The organism is Sphingopyxis sp. (genome assembly GCF_034380315.1).
Taxonomy (GTDB): domain Bacteria; phylum Pseudomonadota; class Alphaproteobacteria; order Sphingomonadales; family Sphingomonadaceae; genus Sphingopyxis.
The window spans coordinates 104,346-129,480 of sequence record NZ_JAXMPB010000001.1; the positions used below are offsets into that span (position 1 = coordinate 104,346).

At 65.6% G+C, this 25,135-nt stretch carries 25 protein-coding genes; 16 read left to right on the forward strand and 9 right to left on the reverse strand.

What is annotated here, in order from left to right:
- Positions 1 to 101 precede the first annotated feature (101 nt).
- The 5 genes from U0S50_RS00525 to U0S50_RS00545 all read left to right on the forward strand — a co-directional run bounded on the left by U0S50_RS00525 (position 102) and on the right by U0S50_RS00545 (position 5,076).
- Complete coding sequence (locus tag U0S50_RS00525) at positions 102 to 1,646, forward strand: oligosaccharide flippase family protein (RefSeq protein ID WP_322306795.1); 1,545 nt, start codon at positions 102 to 104, stop codon at positions 1,644 to 1,646.
- Entirely contained in the window at positions 1,643 to 2,338 is a 696-nt protein-coding gene (locus U0S50_RS00530) for an HAD-IB family phosphatase (protein ID WP_322306796.1), read from the forward strand. Before U0S50_RS00525 ends, U0S50_RS00530 begins: the two co-directional genes overlap by 4 nt.
- Before the next feature lie 62 nt (positions 2,339 to 2,400).
- Complete coding sequence (locus U0S50_RS00535; RefSeq protein ID WP_322306797.1) at positions 2,401 to 3,543, forward strand: CDP-glycerol glycerophosphotransferase family protein; 1,143 nt, start codon at positions 2,401 to 2,403, stop codon at positions 3,541 to 3,543.
- Positions 3,540 to 4,643 carry a CDP-alcohol phosphatidyltransferase family protein gene (locus U0S50_RS00540; RefSeq protein WP_322306798.1) on the forward strand — a complete coding sequence of 368 codons (1,104 nt, stop codon included), beginning with the start codon at positions 3,540 to 3,542 and terminating at the stop codon, positions 4,641 to 4,643. Before U0S50_RS00535 ends, U0S50_RS00540 begins: the two co-directional genes overlap by 4 nt.
- A 4-nt stretch (positions 4,644 to 4,647) precedes the next feature.
- A complete protein-coding gene (locus U0S50_RS00545) occupies positions 4,648 to 5,076 on the forward strand; it encodes an HIT family protein (protein ID WP_322306799.1) in 429 nt (142 codons plus the stop codon).
- On the opposite strand, the gene U0S50_RS00550 is transcribed toward U0S50_RS00545, so the two are convergent.
- Genes U0S50_RS00550 through U0S50_RS00560 form a run of 3 tightly spaced genes read right to left on the reverse strand, consistent with a single transcriptional unit; the run spans position 5,064 to position 7,595 of the window.
- Entirely contained in the window at positions 5,064 to 5,828 is a 765-nt protein-coding gene (locus U0S50_RS00550; protein WP_322306800.1) for a phosphocholine cytidylyltransferase family protein, read from the reverse strand. The genes U0S50_RS00545 and U0S50_RS00550 overlap by 13 nt on opposite strands.
- 55 nt (positions 5,829 to 5,883) lie before the next feature.
- A complete protein-coding gene (locus U0S50_RS00555; RefSeq protein ID WP_322306801.1) occupies positions 5,884 to 6,654 on the reverse strand; it encodes a nucleotidyltransferase family protein in 771 nt (256 codons plus the stop codon).
- Positions 6,651 to 7,595 (reverse strand): alpha/beta hydrolase, encoded by a 945-nt coding sequence (locus U0S50_RS00560; protein ID WP_322306802.1) that lies wholly within the window; start codon positions 7,593 to 7,595, stop codon positions 6,651 to 6,653. Before U0S50_RS00560 ends, U0S50_RS00555 begins: the two co-directional genes overlap by 4 nt.
- A gap of 95 nt (positions 7,596 to 7,690) precedes the next feature.
- Between U0S50_RS00560 and U0S50_RS00565 the strand changes: the two genes are divergently transcribed.
- Genes U0S50_RS00565 through U0S50_RS00580 form a run of 4 tightly spaced genes read left to right on the forward strand, consistent with a single transcriptional unit; the run spans position 7,691 to position 11,543 of the window.
- Positions 7,691 to 8,521 carry a diacylglycerol/lipid kinase family protein gene (locus U0S50_RS00565; RefSeq protein ID WP_322306803.1) on the forward strand — a complete coding sequence of 277 codons (831 nt, stop codon included), beginning with the start codon at positions 7,691 to 7,693 and terminating at the stop codon, positions 8,519 to 8,521.
- On the forward strand, positions 8,518 to 9,366 hold the full coding sequence (locus U0S50_RS00570; RefSeq protein ID WP_322306804.1) for a metallophosphoesterase: 849 nt from the start codon (positions 8,518 to 8,520) through the stop codon (positions 9,364 to 9,366). Before U0S50_RS00565 ends, U0S50_RS00570 begins: the two co-directional genes overlap by 4 nt.
- Before the next feature lie 39 nt (positions 9,367 to 9,405).
- Complete coding sequence (locus tag U0S50_RS00575) at positions 9,406 to 10,506, forward strand: hypothetical protein (protein ID WP_322306805.1); 1,101 nt, start codon at positions 9,406 to 9,408, stop codon at positions 10,504 to 10,506.
- Complete coding sequence (locus U0S50_RS00580; RefSeq protein ID WP_322306806.1) at positions 10,503 to 11,543, forward strand: aminoglycoside phosphotransferase family protein; 1,041 nt, start codon at positions 10,503 to 10,505, stop codon at positions 11,541 to 11,543. The genes U0S50_RS00575 and U0S50_RS00580 overlap by 4 nt, the downstream gene beginning before the upstream one ends.
- A 58-nt stretch (positions 11,544 to 11,601) precedes the next feature.
- Here U0S50_RS00580 and U0S50_RS00585 read toward each other — a convergent pair whose 3' ends face one another.
- The 4 genes from U0S50_RS00585 to U0S50_RS00600 form a co-directional block, all read right to left on the reverse strand.
- Positions 11,602 to 15,069: an autotransporter domain-containing protein gene (locus U0S50_RS00585; RefSeq protein ID WP_322306807.1), complete on the reverse strand. Its 3,468-nt coding sequence runs from the start codon at positions 15,067 to 15,069 to the stop codon at positions 11,602 to 11,604.
- Between the two features lie 208 nt (positions 15,070 to 15,277).
- On the reverse strand, positions 15,278 to 15,769 hold the full coding sequence (rpsI, locus tag U0S50_RS00590; RefSeq protein WP_322306808.1) for a 30S ribosomal protein S9: 492 nt from the start codon (positions 15,767 to 15,769) through the stop codon (positions 15,278 to 15,280).
- Positions 15,769 to 16,248: a 50S ribosomal protein L13 gene (rplM, locus tag U0S50_RS00595; protein ID WP_322306809.1), complete on the reverse strand. Its 480-nt coding sequence runs from the start codon at positions 16,246 to 16,248 to the stop codon at positions 15,769 to 15,771. Before rplM ends, rpsI begins: the two co-directional genes overlap by 1 nt.
- A 235-nt stretch (positions 16,249 to 16,483) precedes the next feature.
- Entirely contained in the window at positions 16,484 to 17,515 is a 1,032-nt protein-coding gene (locus U0S50_RS00600) for a COX15/CtaA family protein (RefSeq protein WP_322306810.1), read from the reverse strand.
- Between the two features lie 66 nt (positions 17,516 to 17,581).
- On the opposite strand from U0S50_RS00600, the gene U0S50_RS00605 reads away from it, so the two are divergent.
- The 6 genes from U0S50_RS00605 (at position 17,582) to galU (ending at position 22,475) form a co-directional block, all read left to right on the forward strand.
- Positions 17,582 to 18,547 (forward strand): M48 family metalloprotease, encoded by a 966-nt coding sequence (locus tag U0S50_RS00605; protein WP_322306811.1) that lies wholly within the window; start codon positions 17,582 to 17,584, stop codon positions 18,545 to 18,547.
- A gap of 54 nt (positions 18,548 to 18,601) precedes the next feature.
- On the forward strand, positions 18,602 to 19,138 hold the full coding sequence (msrA, locus tag U0S50_RS00610) for a peptide-methionine (S)-S-oxide reductase MsrA (protein WP_322306812.1): 537 nt from the start codon (positions 18,602 to 18,604) through the stop codon (positions 19,136 to 19,138).
- 178 nt (positions 19,139 to 19,316) lie between these two features.
- Positions 19,317 to 19,811: a YfiR family protein gene (locus U0S50_RS00615; RefSeq protein ID WP_322306813.1), complete on the forward strand. Its 495-nt coding sequence runs from the start codon at positions 19,317 to 19,319 to the stop codon at positions 19,809 to 19,811.
- On the forward strand, positions 19,808 to 21,025 hold the full coding sequence (locus U0S50_RS00620) for a diguanylate cyclase domain-containing protein (RefSeq protein WP_322306814.1): 1,218 nt from the start codon (positions 19,808 to 19,810) through the stop codon (positions 21,023 to 21,025). The genes U0S50_RS00615 and U0S50_RS00620 overlap by 4 nt, the downstream gene beginning before the upstream one ends.
- Before the next feature lie 16 nt (positions 21,026 to 21,041).
- Entirely contained in the window at positions 21,042 to 21,542 is a 501-nt protein-coding gene (locus U0S50_RS00625) for an OmpA family protein (RefSeq protein ID WP_322306815.1), read from the forward strand.
- A 69-nt stretch (positions 21,543 to 21,611) separates the two neighbouring features.
- Positions 21,612 to 22,475: a UTP--glucose-1-phosphate uridylyltransferase GalU gene (gene galU / locus U0S50_RS00630; protein ID WP_322306816.1), complete on the forward strand. Its 864-nt coding sequence runs from the start codon at positions 21,612 to 21,614 to the stop codon at positions 22,473 to 22,475.
- A 49-nt stretch (positions 22,476 to 22,524) separates the two neighbouring features.
- Here galU and aqpZ read toward each other — a convergent pair whose 3' ends face one another.
- Entirely contained in the window at positions 22,525 to 23,250 is a 726-nt protein-coding gene (aqpZ, locus tag U0S50_RS00635) for an aquaporin Z (RefSeq protein ID WP_322306817.1), read from the reverse strand.
- Between the two features lie 98 nt (positions 23,251 to 23,348).
- On the reverse strand, positions 23,349 to 24,629 hold the full coding sequence (locus U0S50_RS00640) for a methyl-accepting chemotaxis protein (protein WP_322306818.1): 1,281 nt from the start codon (positions 24,627 to 24,629) through the stop codon (positions 23,349 to 23,351).
- Positions 24,630 to 24,819: 190 nt separating this feature from the next.
- On the opposite strand from U0S50_RS00640, the gene U0S50_RS00645 reads away from it, so the two are divergent.
- Entirely contained in the window at positions 24,820 to 25,125 is a 306-nt protein-coding gene (locus tag U0S50_RS00645; protein WP_322306819.1) for a hypothetical protein, read from the forward strand.
- Positions 25,126 to 25,135 lie beyond the last annotated feature (10 nt).

Sequence of the window (25,135 nt, forward strand, 5' to 3'; positions counted from 1 at the left end):
ACGACAAGGGGCCTGTCACAGGAAATCGCCCGATCGCGGTGCCCGATCGCCCCGTAAAAAGCCGTTCCCACTTTATCCGGAAATGCTCTAGGGGCGCTGCCATGAGCGAAGACGCCGCCCAGTCCGCCGTCACCAGCCGCCACGTCGCACGCGGGCTGGGAACCACCGTGCTTGCACGGCTCGGCGCGGTGGTCGAGATCGTCGCCCAGCCGCTTTACGTACTGATGTTCGGGCTTGCCGGCTATGGCCTCTATGCGGTGCTGTGGGCGGCGGTGAACCTGCTCGAGAATATCTTCGACCTTGGCATGACCAGCGCGATGCAGCGCACCGTCCCGCAATCGGCGAACGACACCGAAGCCGCGGCGGCGCTGCGCACCGCGCTGGTCTTCGGCGTCGGCCCATGCGTCATCGTCGCGGCGCTGATCGCCGCCTTTGCCGCCGACCTCGCGCCGATGCTCAATGTCGCCGACAAGGACCGGCCGCTGCTCGTCCCGGCAATCCAGCTTTTCGTCTGGGCGTTGCCGCTATGGGCCTTTGTCGAGATCGCCACCTCTGCGATGCGGGCACGCATGGTGTTCGGGGCGGAAATCCGCCTGCGCATCGTCTGGGAACAGATTATGCGACTGGTCTTCGCGGTCGCCTTCTACCTGCTTGGTTTCGGGCTTACCGGCCTGTTCCTCGCCCATCTCTGCTCGCTCGCAGCGACCGCGCTGCTCTCGGTCCGGATGCTCGCGCGCTATTACCGCCTCGCCGATATGTGGCGCGCGCCGCGCGGCAGCGAAACCGCGCGCCACACCTTCTGGGCCGGATTGTCGGTGCTGCCGTCCAACATCATCGGCCGCCTGTTCGGCGATGCGCCGACGCTGATCCTCAACATCATGCTGACGGGCGCCGCCGGCGCGACGGCGGCCGGGCTGTTCACCATTGCGCGCAAGCTGTCGAGCGTGGTGCAGCTTGTCCGCATGTCCTTTGCCTATGTGCTTGCGCCCCTCGCGGCGAGTGCGGAGCGGCGCGACCGGCGGCAGGTCGCCGACATTTATGCCTATGCGATGCGGCTGATCGCGGCGATCGCCCTGCCGCTCGCCGCGGTGCTCGCGGCGGGAAGCGAACCGCTGCTCGGCCTGTTCGGAGCCGGAGCCCAGGTGGCACAACCGGCGCTCGTCATCCTGTTGTTCGCGCGCGCCGCCGAAGCCGTCCTCGGCATTTCGGTCCCCGTCCTTCAGGTCGTGGCGGCTTTCCGACACCAATTGACCGCCAGCCTCTTCGGCGTGTTGGCCGCGATCGTGGTCGGCGCCCTGATCGACGGCCATATGGACGCCCTGACCGGCGTAACGCTGGCGATGGGTATCGGCCTGATCGTGATGGCGGGCATCCCGATGCTGCAACTCGCCGTGGCCGAAAGGCTGCACCCCTTTGACCGCCAATTCCCCGGCGTGGCGCTGCGCGGCGGCGCCGTCACGCTGATCGGCGGCGCGGCGGCGCTGATGGCTAGCCGCCTGCCCGATGCCGCCGCCCTGCCGCTGATCCTCGTGATCGCATTGGGCGCCATCTGGTCGGCGCTGCGCTTTGCGCTGCCCCATGCCGACCGCGCATCGCTGGGCAAGACGGGGCGGCGCCTGCGCCTGTTCGAAAGCCACGCGGCATGAACGCCGTGCACCGGATCGCGGTCTATGACCTCGACCGCACGCTGTTGCGACGGCCGACCTTCACCCTGTTCCTGCTGTGGGCGGCGTGGACCGGCGCGCCGTGGCGATTGCTGCTGACCCCGCTTCTACTGCTCGCCGGGGCGGGCCACGCGCTGCACCTGTTCGGGCGCGACCGGTTCAAGCCGATCGCCATCCGCCTGATGCTGGGTTCGCACCTGCCCGCCGGACGCACCGCCGACCTGGCCGAACGCTTTGCGGCATGGCGGGTACCGGCTGATGTCCCGCCGGGCGCCCGCGCCCGGGTCGACCGCGACCGCGCCGAGGGCTATCGCCTGTTGATGGCAACCGCCGCGCCCGAATTTTATGCCGGCGCGATTGCCGCGACGCTGGGCTTTGACGCCGTCGTCGCCTCGCGCCATCGGCGCAATGCCGACAGCCACTGGCTGCCCGCGCTCGACGGCCCCAATTGCTATGGCGCCGAAAAGGCGCGGCGGGTCGCCGAATGGCTCGATACCCATACGCCGCAGGGCGCACGCCATATCCGCTTTTATTCCGATCACCCCAGCGATGCACCGACCTTCGCGCTTGCAGACGAAGCCTGGCTGGTCGGACGCGGCGAAAAGCTGGCACGCCTTGCCAGGAAAAACGGCTGGCACCTTGCCGATTTCGAAACGGACGTTTTTCCCGACTGAGAAGCAAGCTAGCCATCGCCCGCATGGCATGTAAGAGAAATCCGGTTCAACAAGGCTTGGCAATGCGCATCCTTTTCCTGTTTATCGGCGAACCCCATCAGATCTTCCATTCCCTGCCCATCGCCGCAGAAATGGCCTCACAGGGCCGGAACGTGGAAATTGCCGTCGCCAGCACCGACCATCTGCGGATGGTCCAGCAGGTCGCGAACGTCTATCCGGACTTTACACCACACGTCACGTTGCTTGGTCAGCGCGGCCCAGCGCAATGGCTGCGTGCTGCCGGAATTATACGCAATGCACGCCTACCGCTGCTGATCGGTGCATTGCGCTTCCTGCGCGAGTTCGATGCGATTGTCGTACCCGAACGTACGACCACAGCGATCCGCCACTTTCTTCCACACCGCACAAAGCTGATTTTCACGCCGCATGGAGCGGGCGACCGGGCGATCATGCTTGATCCGCGCGACCGCTATTTCGATTTCGTGCTCGTCGCGGGCGAAAAAAGTGAAAAACGCCTGCTCGAGGCAGGGACGATCCGTCGCGACCATTACGCAGTCAGTGGTTATGTAAAGCTCGACCTGATGACGCGGATGCAAAAACGCCGCGCCCCCTTGTTCGACAACGATCGACCGACAGTTTTATATGCGCCGCATTTTCGCCGTTCGCTCTCCTCATGGGATCGTTTCGGTCACGAATTGATCGCGTGGTTCGCGGGTCAGGAGCGCTATAATCTAGTCGTCGCGCCGCATATCCGTTTGTTCGCCGAAGCAAACGCAGCCGAACGCGCCAGCGTCGAACGGCTTGCGATACCAAACCGAATCTTAATCGACCTGACTTCTGACCGGCTGTTTGACATGAGTTACACGACCGGAGCGGACATATATATCGGGGACGTCAGCAGCCAAGTATATGAGTTTCTAGGGACGCCACGCCCGTGCATTTTCCTGAACGCCCATCGGTCGGCATGGGAGGGCGATCCTGACTATCTATTCTGGACGCTGGGCGACGTGCTCGATGATCTCGCGGAGCTGAGTCCAGCGCTCGATCGCGCGCCCATGCGCCACTCAGATTACATTGATTTACAACGCAAGCGTCTTCGAGAATCAATTGGTGGCGACCCGGCGGGTGCCGCAAAGCGCGGTGGCGAGGCGATTCTACGCTTTCTTGCAAAGGACAGCCCAGACGATAAGAACGCGCAGACATGATCGACGCTACCTCTCCACCCGCTCTTAATCCTTTCGGCGAAAACTCAACCCCGATATGGGGTCTGTCCAATACAGAGCGTCTGCGGCGCATGGCCAAAGCGGAAGGGCTCGCGAATCCAAGCCACGCATCCGGCGCACAGCTTTTCGTCAATCTCGATTATGTCTTCGATCCGGTGTGGCTGCGCCATGTCGTGGCGCGGCCCGGGCTGGCCGTGACCGACGGCGGCACGCTGGTGATGGCGCATCTGGTGGACGGCATGACCCCCGCCGACCTTGCCGGGGCCGGCGATGCCGTCGATATCCTCGATTATCGCGACAATCCGCAAATCTATAACCGCCAGCTGCGCAAGCTCGACTGTCCCTTCATCCAGCGGCTGACCCCCGAAACGCGGCGCGAGATCGAACGCAAAAGCTATTTCGGCGCCTATAAGGGCGTCACCGACCTGCTCACCAAATATCTGTGGCCCGAACTCGCGCTGTGGCTGACGCGCGGCGCGGCGAGCATCGGCATGACCCCGAACATGGTCACGGCGATCGGCGCGACGCTCTGCATCTATGCGACCTACCTCTTTGCCTATGGCCATTATTGGGCCGGGATGCTCGCGGGCTTTGCCTTCATGGTGCTCGACACGGTCGACGGAAAGCTTGCCCGCTGCACGATCACCTCGTCAAAATGGGGCAATGTCGCCGACCATGGCGTCGACCTGATCCATCCGCCTTTCTGGTGGTATTTCTGGGGCGTCGGCCTCGCCGCCTGGGGGCTTGCCCTGTCGACCCAGACCTTCACCCTGGTGATGGTCGCGGTGATCGCCGGCTATATTCTGCAGCGGGTGATCGAAGGGCTGTTCCTCAAGGACTTCGGCATGGACATCCATGTCTGGCAGCGCTTCGACAGCCAGTTCCGCCTGATCACCGCGCGGCGCAATCCCAATATGGTGATCCTGTTCGCCTCGCTGCTCGCCGGGCGCCCCGACATCGGGCTGATCATCCTCGCCTGGTGGACCGTCCTGTCGCTGATCGTCCATGCGGTGCGGCTGGCGCAGGCCTATGCCGCGCGCCGCGCGCGCCGCCCGATCGTCAGCTGGATGGAGGAGGGCTGACCCCATGAACGCGACCATCGAAAAATTCGGCTATCCCGCGACGCTGATCGCCGACTATGCGCATTGGACCGTGCTGCTGCGCCCGGCGCAGCCGACGCTCGGCGCGCTGGTGGTTGCCGCCAAGTCCGACGCGACCGCCTTTGGCGATCTGCCCGCCGCCGCGCACGCCGAGCTCAAGCCAGTGACGGCGGCGATCGAGGCGGCGCTGTCGGCCGCCACCGGCTATGCAAAGATCAACTATCTGATGCTGATGATGGTCGATCCGCACGTCCATTTCCACGTTCTGCCCCGCTATGAGGGCGAGCGGACGGGTGCCGGGGTGACGGTCGCCGACGCGGGCTGGCCGGGGCAGCCCGACCTTGGCCAGGCGGTCAAACTCGATGCCGATCAGGTGGCGGCACTCGCCGCCTGGCTCAAAGCCTATTTCGCATAGCGCCCTTCGGCGGCCCAGCGCGCCGTCAACGCCTCGGCCGCCTCGACATCCTGGGGGAAATCGACCTCCTGCCAGCCCAGCCCCTCGATCGACACGGTGCCGACCCGGTTGCCCTTGGCGATGATGTCGATCGCGCGCAGATACCAGCGCTCGACCCCGTCGGGGGTGCGCATCATCTGGTCGACCTGGTTGCGAAAGATCGCCGGGCCGTCGCCGATAAAGGCCAGCATGCCGATCGATTCGGCATTGGTGTCGGGAGGCAGCAGCCGCTTGCCGATCGCGTGGAGCCGCCCTTCGCCATCGCGGTTCACCTTCATATCATCATCGTCATAGTCGGTCTTGACGTCGACGGTGACGGTGATCGGTTCCTTGGCGCCTTCGATCAGCCGCCCGACGATCTCGTCCGACACGATGGTATCGCCGTTGAGGATGATGAAATCGCGGTCCATTTCTTCGCGCGCGATCCAGCAGGTGCCAAGATTGTCGGCGACCTGGAAAAAGGGATTGAACAGCGTGCGGACCCGCGCGCCGGTGTCGCGGTAGAGCTGCAGCGCGTGATCTTCGACCCGTTCGGTGCGAAAGCCGGTGACGACGACGATGTCCTTGATGCCGTTGGCGGCCAGCGCCGCGACCTGCCAGCTGATCAGGCTGCGGCCCGCAAATTCGATCAGGCATTTGGGGATGTCGCGGGTCAGCGGCAACAGGCGTGATCCCTGCCCGGCCGACAGGATGATGGCTTTGTCGATGCTCATAGCGGCTCCCTAGGGCCCCGCGCGCGCGGTTTCCACAAAAACCAGACGCGGCAGATCATCCGCGCGCCGCGAATATCCGTTCGATCAGGATGATGTCGGCGGGCTTGTCGGCGTCGATGCACGCCTCCGCCGCCGTCATCGGCACGACGCGGGCATCAAGTCCGAAGCGCCGCCCGGCGCGGGCGACCCCCTGCTCGATGGTGAAAAGGCGGAGCAGCGCGCCGAGCAGCAGCCAGGGACCGAAGGCAGCGATGATCTTCAGTCCCTTTTTGCGGTCGCGCTCGATCCGGCCCCAGAAATCGAGCAGCGGCAGCACCCGGCGCCCGCGCAGCCGGAACAGATTTGCCCCCGACCACCAGCCGTGCCGGAATTTGAGCCAGGTACGCCGCGATTCGGGATAACGGGCGAGCAGCACGGCGCGCTCGACCATCGCCACCGCAACGTCGCTGTTCGCCGCACCGTCCAGAAATTCGGCGATCATCGCGGGGGTGAGCAGCACATTGTCGGCGGTGGTGACGAGCAGCGGATCGTCATTGTCGGGAAGCGCGGCGGCGAGCGAGCTGCTGATCCCCTGCCCCGAATCGGCGAAATGCAGGTCGGCGAAGCCGGCAAGCCCCGGTTCGGCGGCGAGTTCGGCACTGTTCTGTGCCAGAATATGCACCGGCCCGACCAACGGCGAGGCGCGCAGCGCGCGCACGACATGGACGAGCATCGGCACGCCCGCGACCGGCAGCAACGCCTTGGTCGATACGCCGCTGCCGCTGAGCAGCGGGTCGGGGCCGGGACGGCTGCCCGCCAGCACAATCACCGATATGGGGCGGGTCACGGCACGATCCCCTTCGCCGGAGCGATGCGGCGGCCGGTCACGCCGCGCAGAAAGTCGGTGGCGTCATCGAGCACCGGCGCACGGCCGCGAAAGGGGCGTGCGAGCGCCATGACGATCCCCGTATGGCCGATGCCGGGATAGAGGCGCAGCGCCGCCGATCCGCCCGCGCGCTCGATCGCGGCCGCCAGATTCTGGCTGTTGCGCGGGCGCACCCTGGTGTCGGCATCACCGGTTGCGAGCCACATCGGCGGCGCGTCGCCGCGTGCAAAGGCGATCGGCTGCGTCCGTTCGACCGGCCGCACCTTGCCCATCGCCCTGTCGGCGCTGCCGCCCTTTTCGAGCGGCAGGAAATCATAGGGACCGGCAAGCCCCGCAACGCCGCGCACGACCGATGGATCGCTGCCCGCATCGCGCAGCCATTGCGGATCGAGCGCCAGCATCGCGGCATTATAGGCGCCCGCCGAATGCCCCATCAGCGCGATCCGGTCGGGATCGCCGCCGAGCGCCCCGATATGCGCGTGCGTCCAGGCGACGGCCTCTGCGCTGTCCTGAAGAAAATCCGGCCATTGCGCGCGCGGCGCCAGGCGATAGTCGGGAATGACGACGATGAAACCCTGCTGCGCCAGCGCGCGGCCGGCAAAGCCATAATGTTCGCGCTCGCCGCTGCTCCAGCCGCCGCCATAGAAAAAGACGACGACGGGAAGCCGGTCGCCCTCGCGCACGCCGCCGGGCGCCCATATGTCGAGATACTGCCGCGTCCCATGGCCATAGCGCTGGTCGGCAACGAGCAGCCGGGCACCGTCGCCGCTGCCGATCAGGCGGTCCGCCATGTCGAGCGAACGCGCGCCACCGGCAATGACCCATCGAATGCCGCCGCCGAACAACAGGGCCAGCAGCAGCGCCGCGATGAGCAATTTGATCAAACGCCGTCCCTTTGCCATGCGCCCTCTTTGATTTTTGCGCCCTACAGGTCGGCGCCTCGGCCGACAAGCATCCTCGCGCCGCGACCTTTTTCGCGTTCGTGCGTAGGAAATATATGACCAGCTCCTTCCTTCGCCCCGCACTCGTCTGCAACCGTGCCAGCGGCAGCCACGATCCCGCGCTGCTGCGGACCATTACCGAAAGCTGCACCCGGCACGGCGCCCCGCTCGTCGACACCTTCATCCTGCCCGACGCCGATCTGCCCGACGCGGCCGCGCTGCGCCGGGTCGACGCGGATCTGTTGATCCTTTGGACCGGCGACGGGACGATCAATGCGGCGGCGCAGCGCCTGCCCGGCTGGGCCGGGGCGCTGCTTCCGCTGCCCGGCGGGACGCTCAATCTGCTATCGAAAAAGCTGCACGGCGACCGCCCGGCGGACGAGATATTGGAGGATGTGCTGGCGAACGGTGCGCGGCGGCAGCCCATTCCGATCATCCGTTCGGCGGACGGTCATGCGCTGATCACCGTCATTGCCGGACCCGCCACCCGCTGGGCCGAAGTGCGCGAGACGATGCGCCAGGACGGGCTGATCGAGGCAGGCCGCGCGGCGCCCGACGCGCTGGAGGCGATGCTGAGCGCCCCCGGCGTCGGCATCGCCGGACAGGATGCCGAACATGCCGCGATCATCCTGACCCCGACCCAAAGCGGCCTGACCGCCGATGCCATCCAAACCGGCGGAACCGCCGACGTGCTGCGCCATGGGCTCGCCTGGCTCGGCGGCGATTTTCGCGACGGGCCGAGCGAGCGCGTCGCCGAGGGCGAGACGATCATCCTCGAAAGCGCCGCGCCGATCAGCCTGGAATATGACGGGGAACTCGCCGAAACCGCTTCGCCCGCGCGCTTTGCGCTGGGAATGAGCCGGGTCGATTTCGTCGTCACGGCATGACGCGGCTGTTCCATATCAGCGATCTGCATTTCGGGCTGGAGGATCGGGCCGCGCTGGCGTGGTTTGGCGACTGCGTGCGCCGCGAACGCCCCGATGCGGTGCTGATCACCGGCGACCTCACGATGCGCGCGCGAAGGCGCGAATTTGCCGCCGCCTGCGACTGGATCGAAACGCTCGACGTGCCGGTGACGGTGGCGGTCGGCAATCACGACCTGCCCTATTTCAACCCGTTCGCGCGTTTTCTGTGGCCCTATCGCCGCTTTCGCCGGATCCAGCGGCTGGTCGAGCGCGAACTCGACTTTCCGGGGCTGGCCATCGTGCCGTTGAAAACGACCGCGCGCGCGCAGTGGCGCTTCGACTGGTCAAAAGGGTGGGTGACGCCGCGCGCGCTCGACCGGACGCTGGCCGCGATCGACGCCCTGCCGCAGGGCACGACCATCCTCGTCACCGCGCATCATCCGCTGGTCGAGGCGGGAACGCGCGGCCGTGCGCTGACCCGCGGCGGCGAAAAGGCATTGTGCGAACTCGCCGCGCGGCGGGTCGCCGCGGTGCTGACCGGCCATGTCCACGACGCCTTTGATCTGGAAAAACAGACCCCCGCCGGGGTAATCCGAATGATCGGCGCCGGAACATTGTCACAGCGCATCCGGTCCACGCCGCCCAGCTTCAACGATCTGTCGGTGACGGACGGCGGCATCGGGGTGCGGGTGCGCAATCTGGCCGATGTGCCGACCCCCGACATGCAGATCAGCGACATTCCGCCCGACGCCCTGCCCCCGCGCGCCATCGGCGAACCCGTCGCGCCGGTCGCCGCCATTCCGCCGGTCGATCCGCCGGTCCATTGACGCGCCGCCCCGCCCCGTTAGGTTGCAACAAAAAACGGGATGACGATCATGCTGACCAAGGGCGACGATTTTCCGGTCCACCAGACGAGCGAGCCGCTGGCCTTTGCGGGCACCGACCGCAATTTCTATGACCGTTATTTCTTCAACGGCTACAGCCCCGACGGGGCGGTGTTTTTTGCCGCGGCGATGGGTTTCTACCCCCAGCTCGGTATCGTCGATGCCGCCTTTTGCGCGATTGTCGACGGGGTGCAGCATAATCTGCGTGCCAGTCGCCGTTCGGGGGGCGAGCGGCTTGACCTGTCGGTGGGGCCGATCGCAATCCATATCGACGCGCCGCTGGAAACCATCACGCTACGCATCGCGCCGAACGACGGGCCGCTCGCCGCCGAACTGCGTTTCAGCGGGCGGCATTTCCCTGTCGAAGAGCCACGCTTCATCCGGCGAACCGGAACCCGGCTGTTCATGGATTATACGCGGATGACCCAGAACGGCCGCTGGTCGGGCTGGCTGTCGGTGGATGGCGGCCGCATCGCGGTCGGCGACGGCTGGACGGGGACGCGCGATCGCAGCTGGGGCATCCGCCCGGTCGGCGCCAGCGAGCCGCAGCCGCCGCCCGAGGGCAATTTCAACCAGTTTTTCTGGCTGTGGACGCCGTGCCATTTTTCGGGCCGCTCGCTGTTCTTTCACAGCAATGACGATGGCGGCGGGACGCCGTGGAACCGCCGCGCGGTGATCGCCGGCGACGACGGGACAGAAAGTCATTTCGATGCCGCCCGGTTCGCGGTTGACTGGAAAGCCGGATCCCGCCGCATCGCGCGCCTGACCGCCGACCTTGGCGCCGGGCGGCGATTGATGCTGACGCCATCGGGCCCGGTGTTTGCGATGAGCGGGCTTGGCTATACCCACCCGGTGTGGGGCCATGGCCGCGACCATGGCGCCGCACCGGTGGTCGCGCACGACATGCTGACCGCGGCGGAACGCGAATGGGGCAATCCGCTCGCCCTCCATGTACAGGCGCTGGTCGAGGCGGAACTTGGCGATGGCGACAGCGTCCATCGCGGTATCGGGGTGCTCGAACAATTGTTCGTCGGCCCGCATAGCCCCACCGGGCTCACCGGCATGACGGACCCCGCCACATGAGCTTTCCGACCGCGCCCGACGCGATGAACGCGGCGTGGCTGGGCGCCGCGCTGGGGGCAGAGGGACAGCTTCGGGGCTTTACCGCCACCCGGGTCGGAACCGGGCAGATGTGCGACAGCTATCGCCTTGCCCTTCATTGGGAAAAGGACGGAGCAGGCCCGGCGAGCATCATCGCGAAATGCCCCAGCCAGGACGCCGCAAGCCGCCATATCGCCAGGCTGACCGGCACCTATGTCAAGGAAGTGAACTGGTATCGCGCGCTCGCTGCGGAAAGCGGGGTGTCCGCTCCCGCTTGCCATTTCCACGCCATCGCGGCCGATGAGGTCGAATTTCTGCTGCTGCTGTCCGATCTCGCGCCCGCTCGGCAGGGCGACCAGCTTGCGGGAACCGACCTTGCCGGACTGGTCCCGTGCATCGACGCGGCGGCGAGCCTTCATGCATATTTATGGGACGATCCCCGACTGGATGGGCTCGACTGGCTGGCGCGCGATAACGGGTCGCTTGTCCGCACGCTGTTCCCGCAACTCTATCAGGGTTTTCGCGAACGCTATGCCAGTCGCCTCGATACCGACGTCCTCGATCTGGGTGCCGGACTCGTCGAACGGCTCGACGCCTATCTGGCGCGGGTTCCGGCCGCCCCCACGCTCGTCCACGGCGATCTGCGGATCGACAATATATTGTTTGCGCCCGATAGCGCCCGCTGCTGGCTGGTCGATTGGCAGACGCTGGGACGCGGCAGCGGCGCCGCCGACCTCGCCTATCTGGTCGGGACCAGCATCGCCGACCCTGGCGACCGCGCCGCCGCCGACCACCCCGCCTTTGACCACTGGATCGCCGCACTGGCGGATCGCGGGATCGAAGCCGATCGCGCCGCCCTGTGGACCGATTATCGGGTCGGAGCGCTCAGCGGCTATTTCATGGCGGTCTTCGCCTCGATGAGCGTCGAGCGTACGGCGCGCGGCGACGAAATGTTCGCGGTGATGGCCGAACGCCCGGCGCGCCAGGCGCTGGCGCTCGGCAGCCTCGATCTTCTCTGACCAAAAAGGGCGGCCCGCTGCCGGACCGCCCCCTTTTTTTTCCGCGCTATTGCCGGGTTCAGAACCGGAACGTCACCGACCCGCGATAGCTCTGGTTCGAGACATCCTTGCGCCAGATCGTCGTGTCGGCGCCGATCGACAGGTCGACATTGCCCGTCGAGATGGAGATGCCGCCGCTGATTTCGCCCCAGTTGCGGTCCGATCCGGCAAGTCCGAAAATCGCATTCGGGCCGACCCCGCCGACGAAATTGGCGCCGAAAGCAGCCGGTTCATCGTCGAACTCATGCACGAAATCGGCGCTGAGATACGGCTGAACCTTGCCGCCCGGTTTGCCCGACAGCGCCAGGCCAAGACGGCCCTGCAAGCTGTTGAAGGCCTTGCGGTCAAGCCGCAGCGCCGGACCGCCCCCCTTTTCGCTGGTGGCCGAAAAGCCGATGTGGCTGGCCCGCAACGCAGCGCGCGGGCCGATTTCGATGCTGCCGACATCGAAATCCTTGCCCAGGCTGATCTCGCCGGTGAAAGCGAGCGCGCTATCGTCGGCAGTCAACGTATAGGGAGTGCCGACCACGTCGGCGATCCGCATCGTGCGCGTGTCAAAGGCGCCCGCGCTGACCTGGGTCGACAAATCGATCCCGCCGCCAAGCTGCGTCTTGCCGTAGAGGGTGCCCTGAAACAGCTTGCCTTTGGCGCTCTGGCCGCCGACGCCGCTATGTCCCTTTACATCGGTATAGCTGAGCGCAAAGCCCAGGACGTTCGCGTCGTCGAGCGCCTTTTCGATACCCCCCGCGATGTAAAAGCCATCGAACTGATCGCGCCCGCCAAGCGGAATGGCGGTCGCCATCGGGCGGCTGTCGCCATCGAGATACCCCCCGGCCAGAAAGGCGCTGGTGTCTTCGGGCAGGCGGCCCTGCTGCACCATCACCGGCTGCGCATCGCTGCGTACAGCCATGCTGTCACCGCCGACGGTTGCCATGCTGAGCGCCGCCATCTGGACCGGCCGGCCGATGATCGCCAGCGTACCGCCCATGTTGCCGGCATCGAGGCGCAGCAGGCGATCGCGATAAAAGCGCGACATATTGTCGAGCGCCACCGTCCCGAGCGATCCGCGCAGCGTTTCGGCGCGCGGTGCCCAGCCTTCGAGCACCGCCTGGATCGTCTCGGCATTCTGCATGTCGAGCGGGCCAAAAACATCGGCGAGAAAACCGCTGCGGCGATTCTGGTCGAGCAACTGCGCATAGCCGCGCTGGACGGGCGAATTGCCTGCCACCACGTCGCGATAGAGCCCTGCCTCGATCACCACCTGCACCGCATTGGGCAGATAGTTGAAGGTCGGGCGCAGGATCGCACTGATCGCCTGGACGTCGGAGAAGCTACCGTCGATGCCGCCCTCTGCGGTGACGATCGTATAGGTATCGCCATCGCGGATGGTGTAGCCGCCGGCCGGGCTGAACAGCACGGTTCCCCCCAGCGACGCGACGCCGTCATCGGCACCGGTCGCATTGACGGCGATCCGGTCCGAGGCGCCATTGGCGCCCAGATTGACGAAAAAGCCCGTTCCGTCGCTGAGCACGACATTGCCGTTGAAGGTCAGCGTACCCGTGGTGGTCATGCTGCCGGGCGAGATCGCACCCGACGCGCTGGTGAAATAGGGCGTGTTGATCGTACCGCTGCCCTGCAGACTGCCGAGCATCATGAAATAATCGCCAAGCGTCGTCAGCGTGCCGTTGACGGTCATCGCACCGGCGATCTGGCTGACCTCGATCAGGCTGGTCAGCGATCCGCCCTGCGCAATCGTCAACCCCGAATTGATCCCCGCCAGCGTCAACCGGTCGATGGTCACATTGCTGTCGAGCGTCGTGGTACCGGCCGCCGCCAATGTCACGTCATAATAGCGGGGCATCTGACCCTGCAGCCGGTCGCCGTCGCTGTTGTTCGGGACAAAGCCGGTTGCACCAGGCAGGCCATTGTCGATCGTCGGCGCGGGCAACGCCATGGTCGCGGTCTGCGCGGCCGGAACGATGCGATCGAGGATCGACGTCGCCGGGTCGCCGCCCTCTCCGGTCAGCGATGCGACGCTGGCGGTCTCCGCACCATTGCGGATTTCGCCCGTTCCGATCGGCCGGATGGTCGACGTATATTCGTCGGTCGCATAATTATAACAGTCGCTGGCGCCGCCGGCGATCGGACCTTCGAAACAGGCTTCGCCAAATTTGCCATCGGTGCCGTTCGGGCCTTCGCCTGGATCGGTCGGGACCCCGTTCACCAACTGACCGTCGGGCCCGATGATCTGGTAATTGGGATCAAGATTGCTGACCCAGTTCGCACTGTCGTTCCAGTTCCGGTTGCCCGCCACATTGCCGACATAGCGATAGGGGTTATTTTCCGCGATCCAGTCCCAATAGAGATACAATGGCTGATAGAAGCTGGCGGTGCCATAACCATTCGCCGGCGCACCGTTGAAAAAGCGGGTATAGCCCCCCGACAGCACCCCGATCACCACCTTTTTGTCAAAGGTGGAATCCAGGATCAGCGGGCCGCCCGAATCGCCGCTGGCGGTGGTGCCTTCGGTCGGGGTCGGATTGTCGCGCCAGGCGTTGAAGTCGCGCGGATCGGCAGCGGCGGTGCCGCGGCGCGGGTCATCGAAATCGATCCAGTACAGATTCTGCGGCAGGACGCCCGATGCGCTGCCGAAAATAAATCCTTCGAAATCGTCGATCGACGCGAGCGCGCCCAGCATGTTGGTCGCGATGCGACGGCGAAAATCCGATCCGGTCGATCCGGTGGTGCCGGTGCCATTGCGGCCATAGCCGGTGATATTGACGTGATAGCCGGTGCCCTCGGCACCCCCAGCCGTCTGTGGCAGCGGCGAAAACAGCAGCGCCCAGGTCGGGATTCCGACCGCCGGCGTGTCGAGCGACGCCAGCGCGACGTCGCCATAAAGGAAGCTTCGCGCGTCGGGTTCCAGCGACGCCGGATGATAAGCGACGCCATTCACATTATACATATATTGGTCGGGGTTGGTGGCATAAGCGGGGTTGGTCGCGGTGCCGTTCAGCCATTGGCCAAAGGCGCTGTTGCCCGCGACATTATTGTTGTTGGAGAATCCAAAGCCGATCGGCTTGCCGCCGCTGTCCGCGCCATAGGCACCTGCCGGCGCGCCGTTGACGCAGTGGGCGGCAAAGATGACCGCGCGGGGGTTGATCAGCGTCCCGGTGCACAGGCCGATAAAGCCATTTTGCTGATCGATGATCATCTGGCCGACGCCATTGACGTTCACCGGATCGCGCGCCGTCGTCGGAGTTCCGGGATCGCCAATCACGATCTGTTTTTCGATTTCGATCCGCGTCGAAATGAAACCGAGCGTCGATCCGTCGGCATGTGCCGCCAGTTCGGCGCCATTGCGGTTCACGAGAGAGTTTTGCGTTGCATCCTGCGCAGAGGCCGGAGCCGCCATCGCAAGGCCGACGCCCGCGGCCGACAGTAACAGGCCTGCGCGCAACGAACGCGCATTCCGATTGATGATCATAAATATCCCCTGTCCAATTTATTCCCGCCCAGCCCCCTGGACGGCATGGAATAGAGGCTATGTAAAAATTGACGCCATTCAAGCGTGTAATGTCGCCAAAACAGCTTATGGTTTCGAAAGAAACGAACTGTTGCCCACGGGCAACAAAAAAGGGCGGCCCGTTGCCGGACCGCCCTTCTCTTTTCCACCCGTCGGCGGAAAAAAGCTCTTAGCGCTTCGAGAACTGGAAGCTGCGGCGGGCCTTGGCCTTGCCGTACTTCTTACGCTCGACGGCGCGGCTGTCGCGGGTCAGGAAGCCAGCCGCCTTCACCGTGCTGCGCAGCGCGGGTTCGAAACGGGTCAGCGCCTGGGCGATACCGTGCAGCACGGCACCCGCCTGGCCCGACAGACCGCCGCCCTTGACGGTGGCGATGACGTCATACTGGCCAACGCGCTCGGTCAGGCCGAAGGGCTGGTTGATGACGAGACGCAGCGTCGGACGCGCGAAATAGACTTCCTGGTCACGGCCGTTGACGGTGATCTTGCCCGTGCCGGGCTTGACCCACACGCGGGCGACGGCGTCCTTGCGGCGGCCGGTCGCATAGGCGCGGCCCTGCTTGTCGACCTGCTTTTCGCGCAACGGCGCGGCCGGGGTTGCGGGGGCGACGGTGCCTTCGACAGCGCCGGCGAGATCCTTAAGATCGTTCAGGTTGTCGGCCATTATGCACCCACCTTGTTCTTGCGGTTCATCGACGCGACGTCGATCACTTCGGGGTTCTGCCCTTCATGCGGATGTTCGGTGCCCGCGAAGATGCGCAGGTTGCGCATCTGCTGGCGGCCGAGCGGGCCGCGCGGGATCATGCGTTCGACCGCCTTTTCGAGCACGCGTTCGGGGAAACGGCCTTCCAATACCTTCTGGGGGCTGGTTTCCTTGATGCCGCCGGCATAGCCGGTGTGCTTGTAATAGCGCTTGTCGGCCATTTTCTTGCCGGTGAACTGCACCTTTTCGGCGTTGATGACGATGACATTGTCACCGCAATCGACGTGCGGGGTAAAGCTCGGCTTGTGCTTGCCGCGCAGGATATTGGCGATGATGGTGGCGACGCGGCCCACGACGAGACCGTCGGCGTCGATCAGCACCCATTTCTTTTCGACCGTTGCGGCATTCGCCGACTGGGTCGTCTTGGTCAGCGCCTTCATGGCACGCTCCTTGAAGAGATGGACGAGGCGGCGGCTTTTGGGTCCGTGCCCCGGAAACAAACCGCGCCGCCTTTCCCCGAAAAGGAATCGGCGGCGCTTCGGAGCGGGCCAATGCGCGTTAGGAGCGTCAAAGTCAAGCATAGCGCGGCTTTGCTGACGGGTATTATAATACCGCCGACATCACAGCGTCCCGATCCGCAGCATTGCGGAGCGCCCGCGGCGCGGCCCTCGTCCGTTACGCCGGCCGACTTCCCCAGCGATGCAGCGCCGCCGCGACGATCGCGACCAGAAGCGCGCCAACGACCTGATGCGCGACGGCGACCCACATCGCCATGCCGCTCACCACGGTCCATATTCCTAGCGACATCTGGGCGGCCACGACCGCGAGCAACAGCTTCGCCTCTGTTCGCGCGCCCCTTTTCCAAAGCCCGCGCGCCAGCAACAACAGGGCAGCCGCGGCAACCCACGACCACCAGCGGTGGAGGAAATGGATCAGAAAGGGATCATTGGTCAGCGCCAGCCAGGCGCCGCCAGCCCAATCGACGCCCTGCGGAAAGAAATGATCGTTCATCAGCGGCCAGCTGCTCGCCACATAGCCCGCGTTGAGCCCGGCAACCCAAGCACCGAGCAACAGCTGAACGGCCAGCACGGCGGAAAGGCCAAAGCCGCCCGCGGTCAGCCGAGCGGGGCGCGCGCGCCGATTGCGCGCGAGCGTGCCAAGATCGCGTGCCGTCCACACCAGCCCCGCGAGCAGGAACAGCGCGGTCAGCAGATGCGTCGCCAGGCGAAAATGGCTGACGTCGGTTCGATATTCGAGGCCAGAGGCCACCATCCACCAGCCGATCGCGCCCTGCAGGCCGACCAGCGAGGTCAGCGCGAACAAGCGCCAGCCATAGCCCGCCGGAATCGCGCGCCGCCATGCAAACCACAACAGGGGCACGATCATCGCCGCCCCGACGAGCCGCCCCAGAATGCGATGCAGCCATTCCCAAAAGAAGATCGCCTTGAATGCCGCCAGCGACATGCCAAGGTTGATCTCCTTATACTCCGGAATCTGCTTGTATTTCTCGAATTCGGCGACCCAATCGGCCTCGTTGAGCGGCGGCAGCACGCCCGACACCGGGCGCCATTCGGTGATCGACAATCCCGATTCGGTCAGGCGGGTAATTCCCCCGACACCGACGACGATCACGACGAGCAGGGCGACGAGCCAGAGCCAGCGCGCGAGCGCGGCGGGACGAGCGGCATGTGCGGAAGTTTGCGCCATGCCCGCCCTATCGGCGCTCGCCCGGTGATAGGCAAGAGGGCCGATCGCCCCAGTACCGGGAAATTCATGGCCGCGACAGCCCGCGATTGTTATGCCCGGCCGATGCGCCGCCCACTTCCTTTTCTGGCAATATTCATCGCCGCGTTCCCCGCCGCCATGCTGTCGCCTCCGCTTCACGCGTCGGACATCGGCGACCTGCCCATGCAGGAAGCGCGACTGGCGGCGGTCGGCCACCGGCTCGCGGTCGCCAGCGCGTCCTGGTGTCCCGAACTCGCACCGCAGCCGGGATGGTTGCTCGGCGACCTTCGCCGCTTCGCGGGTGACGAGCGCGATGCGGCCCGGCACGCTTATGGCGCCGGCGAGGGCGCCTTTGCCGCCGCCATTGCCCCCGGCTCCGCCGCCGCCCGTGCCGGTATCGCGCCCGGAACGGCGATCGCCGCGATCAACGGCGATCCGGTGCCGACGCTCAGCGACCAACCGACCATTCGTATCGATGCGGTCATCGTCGCGCTGGCCGAACTCGACCCCGCCGCGCCGCTCGCGATCACCGACACCGCCGGGCAAATCTATCGGCTGGACGCCACCCCGGGATGCGCCAGCGCGTTTCGGATCGAACGCGACGGCCCACAGGCGGCCGCGAACGGAAAGCTGGTCCGGCTGCGCCTCGACCTCGCCCGCTCGATCACCGACGAGGGCGAATTAGCGGCGGTCGTCGCGCACGAGATGGCGCACAACATCCTGCGCCACCGCATCAGGCTCGGCGATGACCGGTCGGCGCGGCGCGTGCGCATGACCGAAATCGAGGCCGACCGGCTGTCGGTCTGGCTGCTCGTCGATGCGGGCTATCCCCCCGAAGCTGCGATACGCTTCTGGCAAAGGCACAAGAAACCGCTGATCCGCGCGGCGACCCATCCGCCGCGCCAGGAAAGGATCGCGGCCATCGAGGCAGAGGCGATCGCGATGCAAAGCGCGCGCGCAGCCGACCCGGCGGCCAGGCCGCCGCTGGTCACGGCACCGCCGCCCTTGGAATAATGACGCGCGCGCCTATTTTCGAGATGGACCATCTTTCTACCAAGGATCGACATCATGACCCGTGACACTGCCATCTTCGCCGGCGGCTGCTTTTGGTGCACCGAGGCGGTGTTCCAGTCGCTTGCCGGGGTCGAAAAGGTCGAAAGCGGTTATATCGGCGGCACCGTCGCCGATCCGACCTATAAACAGGTGTGCGGCGGCGACACCGGCCATGCAGAGGCGATCCGCATCACCTTTGATCCCGCCGTCATATCCTATGACGATCTGCTCGACGTGTTTTTCGCAACCCACGATCCGACCCAGCTCAACCGTCAGGGAAATGACGTCGGCACCCAGTATCGCAGCGCGCTCTTCCCACGCGACGAAGCGCAGGAAACGGCGGTGCGCGCCGGTATCGCACGCGCGCAGGCCGACTGGCCCGCGCCGATCGTCACGACCGTCGAAGCAGCATCCCAATGGTATCCGGCCGAGGATTATCATCAGGCCTATTGGGATGGCGAGGGGCAGCGCAACCCCTATTGCATGGCCGTCATCCCGCCCAAGCTCGCAAAGCTGCGCAAGGGATTTTCCGACCGGCTGCGTACCGACTGATCATAGACCACCCTGTTGCAAATTGGCCGCACGGCACCGGTTTTCATTGACTTTCCGCCGCTTTTGACTAGCGGACGCCGCTTTGTCGGGGCAGGATCGCGCCGAAGGCACAGTTGGGGATTGCGACAGGGTGCTGGCATCACTGCTTCTGATTAGCGCGCTTTCGTCCGCGCCACAGATGACGGTTCAGGTCGCCAGCCAATCGCTCGTCGAGGGCGGCGCTCGGGGAATCGCCCACACGGCAAACCGGATGATCGGCGGGATCATCAGCTACGCCCGCTGGCCCGACGACCCATCCCCGGCGCCCCGTACATTGTGCGTCATCGGCCAGCCGAAGCTGGCCGACCCCATTGCGCCCGAAATGCCCGGACGCGGCAAGCTGGTCGTGCGCCGCACGGCGGCGGCCGAGGTCACGGGTGGCGGATGCGACATATTGTTCCTGGGCCGAATGCCCGTCAGCGACCGCCAGCGCCTGATCGCCTGGGTACGCGGCCGTCCCGTCCTGACCCTGACCGACGACGATCCCAATTGCCTGTACGGCGCCATGTTCTGCCTGGCGGGGCGCACCGGCGGGCTTGGCTTTTCGGTCAATCTCGACGCCATCGGCCGCGGCCCGCTGCGGATCGACCCGCGGGTTCTGAAAATCGGCAGCGACGATGGAGGGCGGCCATGACCGCCCCGCCCACCCGCGACAAATCGGCCCCGCGCACGACGCTGCAACGCCTGTTGTCGCGCTTTCACTTCGGCATCACCCTGTTCGCCGTGGCGCTGTCGGGCATGACCATCCTGCTTGCCGGGGTGACGGCGCTGCGCAGCTACGCCGACCGCAATATCGAACTCGCGGCGCAACTCGGCGCCTATGGCGTCGAGCCGGCGCTCGTTTTCAACGACCCCGTCGCGGCGCGCGAGGGGATCGAGCCGCTGACGCATATGGCGGGCGTCGCCCGGCTGCGCGTTCTGGACGACCGCGGCCGCCCGCTGGCGCATTGGACCTCTCCCGTCAGCGACCCGACACCGTTTCTGACCAACCTCTTCTTTCCAGACCCTGCGTCGGTTCCGATCCGGCGCAATGGCTCGGTGATCGGGACGATCGAGGTGTGGGGCGACAGTTCGACGCTGACCGATTATGTGCGACTGGGGCTGCTGGCGGGCCTGGCCTGCCTGCTTGTCACCGCGCTCGGGACGATCGCGCTTGCCCGCCGGTTCGAATATGAGCTGGTCAAGCCGCTGAACGAGATCGCGACCGTCGCCCACGATGTCCGCCTGCATCGCCGCTTCGACAAGCGGGTGCAAACGCTGCGGATTGCCGAACTCGACCGGCTGGGCGGCGATATCAACACCCTGCTCGACGAGCTTCAGGGGTGGCAGGGGCATATGGAAGATGAACGGGCCATGCTGGCGCACCGCGCCTCGCACGATCCGCTCACCACCATGCCGAACCGCGCGGCGCTCGACGAACAACTGGCGCAGCGCGTCCAGTCGGCGGAGGCGCGCGGCACCCGCTTTGCCCTGCTGTTCATCGACGCCGACAATTTCAAGGCAGTCAACGACAATTTCGGTCATGCGGCGGGCGATGCGGTGCTGATCGCCCTGTCGGCCTGTATCAAGGGCACGCTGCGCAAGGGCGATTTCGCGGCGCGGATCGGCGGCGACGAGTTCGTCGTGATCATCGACACACTCGATAACGATGCCGCGCCAGAGGCGCTGACCGCGCGTATCCGCGATTGTGTCGAGGATCCGTTCACCCTGCCTGACGGCACCCGATATTCTGCGTCGGTCAGCGTCGGCGTCGCCATCTATCCCGACGATGGGGGCGATACCACCGCGCTGCTGACTGCCGCCGATGCCGCGATGTACAGTAACAAGCTGGCACGCAAACTGTCATGATGTCCACTGGAGCTCAATGATGACCCTGCCCTCTTCCCGATTCCGAATATTCGCGGCGGCGCTTCTTGCCGCCCTGCTCGCGGCCTGTCAGTCCGTGCCGCCGCCGTCGGGCTTCAGCCCCGAACAGATCGCCGCCCTGCAATCGGAAGGCTTCGTCGAAAGCGGCCCCGACTGGCAACTGACCATTTCCGATCGCCTGCTCTTCGACACCGACGAAAGCGCGCTCAAGGTCGAACAGATCGATCGCATCGCCGCCATGTCGCGCCATCTGGTCTCGGTCGACATCCGGAGCGCGCGTGTCGAGGGTCATACCGATTCGGTGGGCACCGAAGCCTATAACCAGCGCCTGTCGCAAGCCCGAGCCGAAGCCGTCGCGGCGCCGATGCTGACGAACGGCATGCAACTCGCCGCCGATCAGATCATCGGCCGCGGCGAAACCTTTCCGCTGTCCAGCAACGACACCCCGGAGGGTCGCCAGGACAACCGCCGCGTCGTGGTCATCGTCACGCCGCCCTGAACGATCGACCGGACGCGCTCCCGTCCGCCGTTCTTTCTTTCGCAACCCTTCGCGATTAGAGCCGCCGTGATGAAACCGATCCGTAAAGCCGTATTTCCCGTCGCGGGCCTTGGCACCCGCTTTCTGCCCGCGACCAAGGCGATCCCCAAGGAGATGCTGCCCGTCGTCGATCGGCCGCTGATCCAATATGCGGTCGACGAGGCGCGCGAGGCGGGGATCGAACAGATGATCTTCGTCACCGGACGGGGCAAGAGCGCGATCGAGGACCATTTCGACATCGCGTTCGAGCTCGAAAAGACGATGTCGGAACGCGGCAAGGATCTGTCGGTATTGGCGCCGACGCGGCTTGGGCCGGGCAATTGCGCCTATGTCCGTCAGCAGGAACCGATGGGCCTTGGCCATGCCATCTGGTGCGCGCGCGACATCGTGGGCGACGAACCCTTTGCGATCTTCCTGCCCGACGAGTTCATGCACGGCTCGCCTGGTTGCATGAAGCAGATGGTCGATGCCTATCACAAGGTCGGCGGCAATCTGATCTCGGTGCTGGAGGTTCCGCGCGAACAGGTCTCCTCCTATGGCGTCATCGCGCCGGGGCGGGCCGAAGGCGCGCTGACCGAAGTGACCGCGCTGGTCGAAAAGCCGCCGGTCGATCAGGCACCCTCGAACCTCATCATCTCGGGCCGCTATATCCTGCAACCCGAAGTGATGCGGGTACTGGAAAGCCAGGAAAAGGGCGCGGGCGGCGAAATTCAGCTGACCGACGCCATGGCGTCGATGATCGGGACGCAGCCTTTCCACGCCGTGACCTTCGATGGCGCCCGCTATGACTGCGGATCAAAGGCCGGTTATATTCAGGCCAATCTGGCGGTGGCGCTCGGCCGCCCCGACATGGCCGCCGACGTGCGCGCCTTTGCGCTCGATCTCTTGAAATAGGCGGACCGAAACGAACCGGCGGAGGCAGACGCCCCCGCCGGACGGATCGTCAATCGCCTTCGATATCGGGCTTGGCGCCTGCGTCGGCGCCGACGGTGCGATAAAGCCAGCCGCCGACCAGCCCGCCAAGCAGCGGCGCAACCCAGAACAGCCACAATTGCTGCAGGGCGATACCGCCGACCACCAACGCCGGGCCCGTGCTGCGCGCCGGATTGACCGACGTATTGGTCACGGGAATCGAAATCAGGTGGATCAGCGTCAGGCCAAGGCCGATCGCCAGCGGCGCAAAGCCCGCGGGCGCCCGGCCGTCGGTCGATCCCATGATGATCCACAGGAATACCGCCGTCAGCAATATCTCGATCGTGAAGCCCGATATCAGGTCATAGCCGCCCGGCGATCCCTCACCGAAACCATTGGCCGCAAGCCCGTTGGCCGCGACGCTATAGTCGGGATTCCCGCTCGCGACATACAGCAGCAGAAAGGCAGCGACGATGCCCCCCGCGACCTGCGCGGCAATATAGAGCGGCATGTCACGCGCGTCGAAACGCCCGCCGGCCCACAGGCCGACCGTAACCGCCGGGTTGAGGTGACAGCCCGAAATATGCCCGATGGCATAGGCCATGGTCACGACCGTCAGACCGAAAGCCAGCGCCACGCCGAGCAGGCCGATACCGACATCGGGAAAGGCGGCCGCCAGAACCGCGCTGCCGCACCCGCCGAACACGAGCCAGAATGTGCCGATAAACTCGGCCAAGCCCTTTTGCATATTCGTCATATGACCCTCCTCCCACCCGGTGGTCATACGCCACCGGCGCGTAGGGAAGAGTAGCAGCCTGTCGCCGCGCGGCAAGCCATTGTGACGTCCGCGTAAAGTCAGGCGGCAGCGACGCTCTCGACAAATTGTCGGGTGCGCTGGTGCAGCGACAGCGCGGTTCGCGTCAGCCCCGAAGCCAGCTCGCCGAGCGAGGCGGCGCCATACCCCGCCAACGACGCATCGCGGCTGATATGGCGAACGCGGTCGTCGATCTCGCGTCCGGCCATCACCGCCTGTTCGACATAGCTGGCGATCAACAACGCGGTGGCGCTTTGCCCCGTAACCGCTTCATCGACGGCATCCGAAAAGGCGCTGTTGGCATCGATCTCGCGTTCGGCCTCGGCAAAGCCCTCGGCCAGTTGCCCGACGATTTCGCGTATCCGCGCGATATAGGGGGTGATGTCGCTCGCCGCCGCGCGGGTCTGACGCGCCAGCATCTTGACCTCTTCCGCGACCACCGCGAACCCGCGGCCGGCCTCGCCGGCGTGGGCGGCCTCGATCCCGGCGTTCAGCGCCAGCATGTTGGTGCGCCCGGCCATGTCGATGATCAGCCGCATCATCTGTTCGATCGACTGGCTCGCGCCCTTCAGCGCCGCGGCACGTTCCCCGGCCTGCTTGACCTTCGCCTGCGCCTGATGCCGGACCGCGCGCGCATGGGTGCCATCCTCGACGATCCGCGACAGGCTGTGGGCCAGGCCATGTCCATGCTCGCCCAATTGCGTCAGCCCGGCCAGCGTCTGCGACGACGCCCCGGCCACCGACGCGGCATCGCGGCCGGTCTGTTCCGAACGGTCGGACAGGCCCGCAGCGACCATTTCGACCTCGCGCGCGGCCTCCGACATCGCTTCGGCAAGCGCGGCGATATCCTCCTGGAACCGGCGCCCTTCGGTATCGACGCGCACGCCGCGCGCGGCCTGCTCCTGCGCAGCCTCCATCTCGCGCATCATCGCGAGCTTCGCCAGTTGCCCGCTGTCGAGCGTTTCGACAAAGCGGCCACGATCGACCAGCACCAGCCCTTCGCATCCGGCCGAGCGCGCGACCCGGCGAAGCAGGCTGGCGGTCGATTCGCTGGCATCGGCAACCAGACAGGGTTCGACCATCGCGTCGATCGACCCGCCGATGGTCGGATTCTGCATCAGCGAAAACCAATAGGGACAGAAAAGCAGCTCACGCACCCGCTGTTCGCGGATAATTCCCACCGGCCGATGCTGTTCATCGACGATCGTCAGGATCGTCAACCGCGCCTGACTGCGGAACAGGTCGATCACCTCGGACAAATGCGCGTCGCAGCGCAGGGTGGTCGAGTGGCCGGAGGCGGGGACAAGGGCGGCGGGGTTCATGGCTCTGCTCATTGGATGGGGGGTACGGCGTATCGCCGGCGGCACCGATCTAGAACGTCAAGGTAAACGCAAATTTAACCATTTGTTTCAATCATATGACAGATACCGGTGCAATGCCCCGATCCACCGCAACCCGCTGTTCAGAAAGCGGCGCTTATGCGATAGGCGGCAACCGGCAAGGAGAAAGACGATGCGGATGTTCATCTTTGCGGCCCTCGCCGCACCGGTGCTGGGCGGCTGCGTCAGCACGGTCAAATCGGTCGTCACCGCGCCGGTCAAGGCCGTCGGGCAGGTCGCAGACTGGTCGACCACCAGCCAGGACGAGGCCGACCGCAACCGCGGCCGGGCGCTGCGCGAGCGCGAGGAACAGGTTGGAAAGCTGTCGCGCCAGCGCGACAAGGCGATGGAAAAGTGCCGCGACGGCAAGGATGATCAATGCCGCCGCGCCGAGGTGCTGGACCATGAAATCGAAGCGTTGATGGCGGCGCCCTATTGATCCCGATCGG